Raw genomic sequence first — 8,286 nt, 5'->3', positions numbered from 1 at the left:
GAGCCGGGCTGCAGCTTGCGCCACCCTCGTGTGCTCTTCAGGCTCGCAGCCCAAGGCTGCGGGCCCGAAGGCGCTGGATCTTTGACAAACCATCACAGTGGCAGCGCCTAATGACGCCACCCTCACACACGGCCATCCGGTGCTGCGAGCAGAACCGCAGATCGCGGGAAGACGAGGGCGACGAGCCCTCCCCACATGGGGGAGGAAACCAGCGCCGATCACCGATACGGGCAAAGAAAAGCCCGGCACAGGGCCGGGCTTTCGAAACAGCCGAGGGCTGAGCGCCTTACTGCACCAGACGCGGACCGCCCGTGACCGGGTTCTCGTTCTCGGCCAGGATGCCGAGGCGGCGGGCCACTTCCGAATAGGCCTCGACCAGCCCGCCCATGTCCTGGCGGAAGCGATCCTTGTCGAGCTTGTCCTTGGACTTGATGTCCCAGAGGCGGCAGGAATCCGGGGAGATCTCGTCGGCGACGACGATGCGCATCATCTCGCCCTCCCAGAGACGGCCCGTCTCCAGCTTGAAGTCCACGAGCCGGATGCCGACGCCCAGGAAGAGGCCGGACAGGAAGTCGTTGACCCGGATGGCGAGCGCCATGATGTCGTCGATCTCCTGGGGGGAGGCCCAGCCGAAGGCGGTGATGTGCTCCTCCGACACGAGCGGATCGTTCAGGTCGTTGTTCTTGTAGTAGAACTCGATGATCGAACGGGGGAGTTGCGTGCCTTCCTCGATGCCCAGCCGGGTGGCGAGCGAGCCTGCCGCCACGTTGCGCACCACCACCTCGAGGGGGATGATCTCCACCTCGCGAATCAGCTGCTCGCGCATGTTCAGGCGGCGGATGAAGTGGGTCGGGATGCCGATGTCGTTCAGATGCTGGAACAGGTATTCCGAGATCCGGTTGTTGAGCACGCCCTTGCCGTCGATCACTTCATGCTTCTTGGCATTGAAGGCGGTCGCGTCATCCTTGAAGTGCTGGATGAGCGTTCCGGGTTCCGGGCCCTCATAGAGGACCTTCGCCTTGCCCTCATAGATGCGACGGCGACGATTCATAGGCGTGTACCGTGGTTTGAGAAAATCCATTTTGCCGAGGCTCCTTGAGGATAGAAGGGTTCAGGTCCGCGGCTGGCGTAGGCGCGGCTTGACACCGGCGCTCCGCCTGAGGGGCAACCTATCCGATCCCTTGAGCAAGCACAACGAGGAGAGGTGAACGACACGGCAACCGCCCGATGAGGGCACCTTCTACAAGATGGGGGCGGCATGGCGCCGGCGCGAGTGCGCCCTTATATCGCATGAGGATGAATCAGGGAGGATGGACCGATGACCATGTTCAACGAGCGTGAGGACGCCTTCGAGCGGCAGTTCGCCCATGACGAGGCGTTGCGGTTCAAGGCGACGGCGCGGCGCAACAAGCTACTCGGCCTGTGGGCCGCCGAGCGCATGGGCAGGACTGGGGACGAGGCGCAGGCCTATGCGGGCAGCGTCGTTCAGGCAGACTTCCAGGAGCCTGGGGACGGGGACGTGCTCCGCAAGGTCTTCCGGGATCTCGAGGATGCGGGCAAGCCGGTGGACGAGGCCGATCTGAAGGCTAAGCTGGGACAGCTGATGGCCCGCGCCATCGAGGAGATCAAGGCGGGGCAATAATGCCCCTTTCGCCTTGGCGGAGCACCCGCCGGACCATCCACATCACCGAAAGAGCCCCATGCCGATCAATCCGTCCTTCCCCGACCGCCTGCGCGCAGACGCCCCCCTCCTGGTTGCCTGGTGCGGCATGCCGGATCCATCGGTTGCCGGGCTTCTGGCCCGGGAGGCGTTCGATGCGGTGGTTCTGGACATGCAGCACGGCTCCATCGATTTTACCGCCTCGCTCCAGGCGGTGCAGCTGATCGCGGCAGCGGCAAAACCCGCTCTGGTTCGGATCCCTGTGGGGGACTTCGCCACTGCGTCGCGCCTTCTCGATGCGGGCGCCGCAGGGGTGATCGCCCCCATGATCAACACCATCGAGGATGCCCGGCGCTTCGCGAGCTTCATGAAATTCCCACCCATGGGCGAGCGCAGCTGGGGAGCCTATGGGGCGTTGACCCTGTCGGGGCTCGATCCCGGAGACTATCTCCAGCAGGCCAATGGGCTTACCGTCTCATTCGCCATGGTGGAGACCCGCGAAGCCCTGAACATCATCGACGACATCCTGGCGGTGCCCGGAATCGACGGAGTCTTCATCGGCCCGTCCGACCTCTCCATCGCCCTGTCGGGAGGCAGGGGCCTGGACCCCGCCGGCGCCGAGGTGGAAAAGGCCCTGGACCATGCCCTGGCCCGGGTGAAGGCCGCAGGCAAGCTTGCGGCCATCTACGCCGTATCGGGTGCACGGGCCGTCGAGCTTTCCCGCAAGGGCTTTCACATGGTGTCCATCGGCACCGACATCTCCATGCTCAAGGCCGGGGCACAGGCGGCTCTCGCCGCCGCGCGAGGCTAAACTCCCCCGGCAGCGGGGAGCCCGAAAGCCTGAGCCAGGAACAGGCCTCCCTGCCGCAAGCCCTCCGGGTCGATGCCGTGGCCGACGCCTGCGGACAGGTGCCACTGGCAGGGGAGCTCCGCCTCCGCCAGGGCCGCCTTGGAAAAGAAGAACATCTCGACCGGAACCACATCGTCCCGGTCGCCATGGATCAGGAGGATCGGCGGCTTCGACCGCGCGGTCGATCGAAGGCTCTCGGGACCCTTCCCGTCCTCCAGCACCAGAAGGCCCGAATAGCCGACGATGGCCGCCGGGGCGATCTCCCGGCGCAGGCCGACGTGAAGCGCCATCATGGCGCCCTGGCTGAAGCCCACCAGGGCAAGCTTTGAGGCGGGCAGGGCATAGCGGGTCAGCTCCCGGTCCAGAAAGGCGTCGAGGCCCGGGCCCGCATAGGTGACGCCGCGCCAGAACTCCCGCGGGTCCCTCAGGGTGAGGGGAAACCACTCCCGCCCCATGGGAGCATTCCCGCAGGGGTCGGGAGCGTGCGGCGCCACGAAAGCCGCATCCGGCAGCCAGTCCCGCCATTGCTGCCCAAGCTCGATCAGGTCGTTCCCGTCCGCCCCGAGGCCATGGAGGAGCACCACGAGCTGCTTGGGCGTGCCGGATTCGGGAGCAAGGCGCGGACCATCGATAGAAGCCATCACGGATCATCCTTTGATCGTCAGAAGCCGAGGAGTTCCGGGATGGGGCACGCCGCCGGTCAGGCCGGCGCACCCTCCCGCGCCTTGACCACGCGATAATAGGCCCAGAGCACCTTGGCCGCCACACCGCGCCAGGGGCGCCAGCGTTCGGCAAGGGCCGTGAGCGCCCTGGCGTCCGGCCTCTGGTCCAGCCCATAGGCGAGACGAGCCGCCTCCTGCACGGCGAGATCGCCGCTCGGAAAGGCATCCGGGTGCCCGAGGCAGAAGAGAAGGTAGATATCCGCCGTCCAGGGGCCGATCCCCTTCACCCTTGTCAGCAGGCCATGAGCCTCCTCGGCCGAGAGTTCGTGCAGCCGGTCGAGCGGGAGGCGGCCCTCGGTGACCTCTGTTGCGATGGCGCGGATCGTCTTGACCTTTCCGGCCGAAAGCCCGGCAGCCCGCAGGCTCTCGTCGGACAGCCGGAGAAAGGTGTCCGGGGTGGCCGGCTCGAGGATCCGGCGCAGGCGCGCCCAGATGGCGGCCGCACTGGCTGTCGAGACCTGCTGGCCCACCACGATCCAGGCCAGGCCCTCGAAGCCCGGCGGGCGCTTGCGCAGCTCCGGCACGATCCCGTCCGCCACCAGCCCCGCCATGACGGGATCGGCCTTGGCGAGCGCGTCCAGGCCCCTCTTGAGAACCGCGTCCGTTTCGAGGAGGGTGGTCATTGCTTTCATGTTCCTTCTTACCCTCAGGCTCCCGTGACGAAGCCCGTTTTCCGATTCGCCCCCAGCCCTAATGGGCGGCTTCATCTGGGCCATGCCTATTCCGCCCTGCTCAACGATGATTTCGCCCGGCGCTACGGAGGCCGGTTCCTCCTGCGGATCGAAGACATCGATATCACACGCTGCCGTCCCGAGTTCGAGAGGGCGATCTACGAAGACCTCGCATGGCTGGGGCTGGGCTGGGAAAGGCCGGTGCGGCGGCAGTCGGAGCATTTCGCCGACTACCACGCCGCTTTCCTGAGCCTGAAGGGGAGGGGGGTGGTTTATCCCTGCTTCTGCTCGCGCAAGGACATTGCGGAGGGGGTCGCCTGCCGGGAAGCGGGCGGTGAGCCCTGGCCCCGCGATCCCGACGGCGCTCCCCTGTATCCGGGCACCTGCCGGGAAATCTCCATGGGGGAGATCCAACGCCGTATCGGCGCAGGCGAGGCCCATGCGTGGCGTCTGGACGGGATGGCTCTCCGGGCGCTGATGCCTGTGCCTCATACGTACAGACGGTTCGACCGCGAGGGCCGTGAGCAGATCCTGGAGGCGCGGCCCTGGCGCTGGGGCGATGCGGTGATCGTCCGCAAGGACACGCCCACGAGCTATCATCTGTCCGTGGTGGTGGACGATGCGCTCCAGGGCGTCACCCATGTGGTCCGCGGCCGGGATCTCGAAGCGGCGACCGATATGCACGTGCTGCTGCAGACCCTGCTGGCGCTCCCGACGCCGCTCTACCATCACCATGAGCTGGTTCTCGATCCCACGGGCGACAAGCTGGCGAAACGCCGCCGGTCCGAGGCCCTGGCGGAGCTGCGCGCCGACGGCGTCACCCCGCACGCCATCCGGCAGCGCCTCGGCTTCGATCCTCAGCCCACGCCCAGCACGTAGAGCCAGGCCACGGTGGTGCCCAGGGCCAGAAACGTCGAGAGGGTGACCGCGCTCGAGGCCAGGGCCACGCCTTCCCCATAGCGCTCGGCAAACAGATACGCGTTGATGCCCGACGGGCACGAGGCGAAGAGCACCGCAACGCCCGCCCAGACCGGGGGCATGTCGAACACCAGGGTGGCGAGCAGCAGCACCACGAGGGGATGCACCACGAGCTTCAGGAACGAGATCAGGGTCGGCAGCTTCCAGCCCGTCTGCATCCCGTAGCGGCGCAGCGCAATTCCCATGGAGATCAGGGCGCAGGGGACCGCCGCGCTCGCAAGCAGGTCCATGACCTGCCAGACCGGCGCCGGTACATGGCCCGCAACCGGCCGGAAGGCCGATCCGGCCAGGATCCCGACGACGATGGGGTGCGTGAAAAGGCGGCGCAGGATCATGAGAGGAGAGGCCTGGCGCCCCTCCGCCAGGATCGTCGCCAGGGTCATCGTCACCGGCAGATGAACGGCGATCAGAAGAAACAGCGGAACCGCGCCGGCGTCGCCATAGGCCTTGAGGATCATCGGCACGCCCACGAAGACGGTGTTCGCCTGTCCGGCCGCAAACCCGGCAACGACGCCCGAAACACCTTTCACGCCAAAGAAGCGCTTCCCGGTCCAGGAGGCCAGGAGCCAGACGACGGCCACGCCGGCGAAATACGAGATCCAGTACCCCCAGGGCTGGACGGCCGGGATCTCGGCGCGCACGAGCGTGCGGAAGATCAGGCAGGGAAGGGACAGGGTGAAGACGAACTCGGACAGGCCTTCGCCGGCCCGCTCCGACACGAAGCCCGTCAGGCGCGCCGCGTAGCCGATGCCGATCAGGCCGAAGACCGGCAAGACGATCGCAAACAGCTCGACCATGGGGTCTAGCGCAGTTCGGCGCGCTGGGAGAGGCTGGCCGCGGCAACGCTGTGGGCCATCAGCTCATCCACCTGCTCCCGCTGGCGCTTGAACTCCACCAGCCCGCGTCCCTCGAGCTCACGCCCACGGGGGAGGCGGATCTTCAAGGGATCGACGAAGCTGCCGTTGATGATCACCTCATAGTGCAGGTGGGGGCCGGTGGAGAGGCCGGAATTGCCCACATAGCCGATGACCTGGCCCTGCTGAACCCTCTTGCCCGGCGAGATGCCCTTGGCGAAGCTCGACATGTGGGAATAGGCCGTCACATAGCCGTTCGTATGCTGAAGCTCGACCCTGCGGCCATAGCCTGAATCCCACTCTGCCTTCAGCACGGAGCCATTGCCGGCGGCGATGATGGGAGTGCCGACCCTGTTGGCCCAGTCGACGCCTGTGTGGGGCCGCGAATATCCGAGGATCGGATGAAAGCGCGAACCGAAGCCCGAGCGCAGGATACCGTCCGCAATCGGCTTGCGGATCAGGAACTTCTTCAGGGAACGGCCGGATTCGTCGAAAAAGTCGATCGTGCCGTCATCGCCCTGATAGCGGTAGACGCGACGCTGCTCGCCCCCGACGGTGAGGGCGGCATAAAGAACCTCGGGCGTTCCGGCCTCGTCGTCGGAGCCGAAGAAGATCTCGAAGCTGTCCCCTTGCGAGACCCGGCGCTGGAAATCCACGTCATAGCCGAAAATGCGAACCAGCTCGTCCACGGTCTGGCGGGGCAGGTCGTTCTTGAGGGCTGTTTCGTACAGGCTCTCATAGAGCCGTACGCCGCCACGGCCCTCTTCCTCACCCTCTTCCTCGGAGGCTTCGGCGACTTGCTGCGCGGAAGAATCGTTCGGAGGGGTGACGGAAACGAAGATGCCGCGATCGTTGGTGGCCGCAACTCCCTCAATGCCTCGTTCGCCAAAGGCGATGACACGAACGATCTGTCTCGGATCGCCGAGGCGGGGCCCAGGCGCAATGAGAATGCGCAAGCGCTGGCCTTCCGTCATGGCCGCGACCTTGATCCGCGCAGCCAGGGCCGACGTGACCGCGGCGATCTGCTCTGGATTGGCCCCATAACTGCGCAGGGCCGTCTCGAGGGTCTCGCCCTTTCTGAGAACGACATCGCGCTCCTCGATCAGGGGAGCGATGGCCTTCTGCTCGATCTTTGCAAGTTCGGTGACGTTCTCGGGAACGACGCGCACCTCGATCGTGCTGAAGGGCGCATCGACGATGCGCGCATAGCCCAGAGCCTCGCCGAGCACCTCGGGCTGCCGCAGGGTCCGCGACAGCATCTGCTGGGCGGGAATCGGCACCGAGGTTCGGCGTCCGGCCTCGTTGAATAGGCGCCGCTCCTCTTCGAGGATCGCCAGCACGTCGCTGTCGGTCAGGGAGGGGGCGCTCGCCTCGATGGCCACCGAGGCGAGATCGCGCCTGATGACCGAGACGTCGGCATCGGCGATTTCCGGGGTTGGATCGACACGCTCCTCCGTATCCTCGGCAAAAAGGCGCAAGGGATTGAAGGGCGGGATGTCGGACGCATAGGTTCCGGCGGTCAGGGACAGATTGGTGGCAACGCGCACGAAGTGGCGAACCTTGATGGCCTCCCGCTCGCCGTTGCGGATCGTCATGGGAGCCTTGAAGCTTTGCCTTGCGGAGACCGTGTGCTCCGTCATGTTCAGCCGGTCGGCCTTCCGGGCGGCGTTCGACGCGCGTTCCTCGCCAGTGGTCGATGGGGAGAGACCGTTGACGGCGGCTCGCTCGGGAGGAAGCGCGGAGACTGTTGCACCTTCGAGCGCCACATAGATGGAGGCTCCGATCAGAGCGGCGCCTGTCACCCCGGTCAGGACGCTGGCTCCCAGCCAGCGAAGGTTGACGTCTCTCCTGGCGATGTCAGGGGCCGCACTGCCATTGCTGTTCAGGGGCGGCTCATGCCCAAGATCGACCCCGGACGACATCCGCAAGGGCTCTCTGTGCGAGCCTTTGGCATAGTTATCGTCTGGGGGATGTTGGCTCATATGTCTCTGCGGCATCGAAGAGGCGGATTGCGGTCGCGAATACCAGAGGCCATCTAGCACACGAGAGCGCAACCGCACAGGTCAATAGATAAGCTCAAGCCCCCCGCCAACTGTCTGGACGTGGAGCCTGTGCTGCGGCCCTGCTTCAGTCCGCACTGTGTCGGCAGTGAGGCATGGTTCGAAAAACCTGTGGGGCAGGGGCGAAAACCGGGCCGATCGGAAGAATGTCAAAAAACTTGCACAAGGGCGTTGACAGTCCGAAAGGGTTCAGCCTATATACCGCTCATCGACGCCGCCGCTGACGCGAACGGCGCCTAGAACCTCCTCAGAGACCGGGCTGCTGGGCCCGACTTCGGTCGGGAACAAAGTCTGTTCTGCGGAGGGTTCTTTTATCGAGTGCATCGCGAGATGCATCTGCTCTTTGACAAGTGAAGAAAGAAAGAGAAGCGTAGGCGGCGGTGTCCTTGCGGACTGCTTGCAAGAGCGGTCGTTTAAGAAGACATCGACCTGATCTATGCTTTGGTGAGTACACCGCTGTGGGGAAACCCACAGATGGAGGTGCTCTGTCA

The 8,286-nt window shown here is 65.5% G+C and carries 9 protein-coding genes; 3 read left to right on the top strand and 6 right to left on the bottom strand.

Annotated features, from left to right (window positions below; all coding sequences use genetic code 11):
* Nucleotides 1-286 precede the first annotated feature (286 nt).
* On the bottom strand, nt 287-1,081 hold the full coding sequence (gene purC, locus JKG68_RS29865) for a phosphoribosylaminoimidazolesuccinocarboxamide synthase (RefSeq protein ID WP_202065792.1): 795 nt from the start codon (nt 1,079-1,081) through the stop codon (nt 287-289).
* Nucleotides 1,082-1,318: 237 nt separating this feature from the next.
* Between purC and JKG68_RS29860 the strand changes: the two genes are divergently transcribed.
* Nucleotides 1,319-1,642 (top strand): DUF1476 domain-containing protein, encoded by a 324-nt coding sequence (locus JKG68_RS29860; RefSeq protein ID WP_202065790.1) that lies wholly within the window; start codon nt 1,319-1,321, stop codon nt 1,640-1,642.
* A 58-nt stretch (nt 1,643-1,700) separates the two neighbouring features.
* A complete protein-coding gene (locus JKG68_RS29855; RefSeq protein WP_202065788.1) occupies nt 1,701-2,471 on the top strand; it encodes an HpcH/HpaI aldolase family protein in 771 nt (256 codons plus the stop codon).
* Here the strand turns inward: JKG68_RS29855 and JKG68_RS29850 are convergent.
* Entirely contained in the window at nt 2,468-3,151 is a 684-nt protein-coding gene (locus JKG68_RS29850; RefSeq protein WP_202065786.1) for an alpha/beta hydrolase, read from the bottom strand. The two genes, JKG68_RS29855 and JKG68_RS29850, sit on opposite strands and share 4 nt — an antisense overlap.
* 59 nt (nt 3,152-3,210) lie before the next feature.
* On the bottom strand, nt 3,211-3,855 hold the full coding sequence (locus tag JKG68_RS29845; protein ID WP_202065785.1) for a DNA-3-methyladenine glycosylase family protein: 645 nt from the start codon (nt 3,853-3,855) through the stop codon (nt 3,211-3,213).
* A gap of 33 nt (nt 3,856-3,888) precedes the next feature.
* On the opposite strand from JKG68_RS29845, the gene gluQRS reads away from it, so the two are divergent.
* On the top strand, nt 3,889-4,782 hold the full coding sequence (gene gluQRS / locus JKG68_RS29840) for a tRNA glutamyl-Q(34) synthetase GluQRS (RefSeq protein WP_202065784.1): 894 nt from the start codon (nt 3,889-3,891) through the stop codon (nt 4,780-4,782).
* On the opposite strand, the gene JKG68_RS29835 is transcribed toward gluQRS, so the two are convergent.
* The 3 genes from JKG68_RS29835 to JKG68_RS33055 all read right to left on the bottom strand — a co-directional run.
* Complete coding sequence (locus JKG68_RS29835; RefSeq protein WP_202065783.1) at nt 4,761-5,678, bottom strand: AEC family transporter; 918 nt, start codon at nt 5,676-5,678, stop codon at nt 4,761-4,763. The genes gluQRS and JKG68_RS29835 overlap by 22 nt on opposite strands.
* A gap of 5 nt (nt 5,679-5,683) precedes the next feature.
* A complete protein-coding gene (locus JKG68_RS29830) occupies nt 5,684-7,717 on the bottom strand; it encodes a M23 family metallopeptidase (protein WP_202065782.1) in 2,034 nt (677 codons plus the stop codon).
* 267 nt (nt 7,718-7,984) lie between these two features.
* Nucleotides 7,985-8,286, bottom strand: a 302-nt coding sequence (locus JKG68_RS33055) for a hypothetical protein (RefSeq protein WP_210346493.1), incomplete at its 5' end; no start/stop codon positions are given.

Source organism: Microvirga aerilata (assembly GCF_016743775.1).
Classification (GTDB): domain Bacteria; phylum Pseudomonadota; class Alphaproteobacteria; order Rhizobiales; family Beijerinckiaceae; genus Microvirga; species Microvirga aerilata.
The sequence above is the reverse complement of the archived record's forward strand: the minus strand, read 5'-3'. Positions and strand labels throughout refer to the sequence as shown.

Excerpts from the sequence above, each read along its gene's own strand:
- JKG68_RS29860 (WP_202065790.1), top strand. The coding sequence starts at position 1,319 with ATGACCATGTTCAACGAGCGTGAGGACGCCTTCGAGCGGCAGTTCGCC.
- JKG68_RS29830 (WP_202065782.1), bottom strand. The coding sequence starts at position 7,717 with ATGAGCCAACATCCCCCAGACGATAACTATGCCAAAGGCTCGCACAGA.
- JKG68_RS29850 (WP_202065786.1), bottom strand. The coding sequence starts at position 3,151 with ATGGCTTCTATCGATGGTCCGCGCCTTGCTCCCGAATCCGGCACGCCC.
- JKG68_RS29835 (WP_202065783.1), bottom strand. The coding sequence starts at position 5,678 with ATGGTCGAGCTGTTTGCGATCGTCTTGCCGGTCTTCGGCCTGATCGGC.
- JKG68_RS29845 (WP_202065785.1), bottom strand. The coding sequence starts at position 3,855 with ATGACCACCCTCCTCGAAACGGACGCGGTTCTCAAGAGGGGCCTGGAC.
- purC (WP_202065792.1), bottom strand. The coding sequence starts at position 1,081 with ATGGATTTTCTCAAACCACGGTACACGCCTATGAATCGTCGCCGTCGC.
- JKG68_RS29855 (WP_202065788.1), top strand. The coding sequence starts at position 1,701 with ATGCCGATCAATCCGTCCTTCCCCGACCGCCTGCGCGCAGACGCCCCC.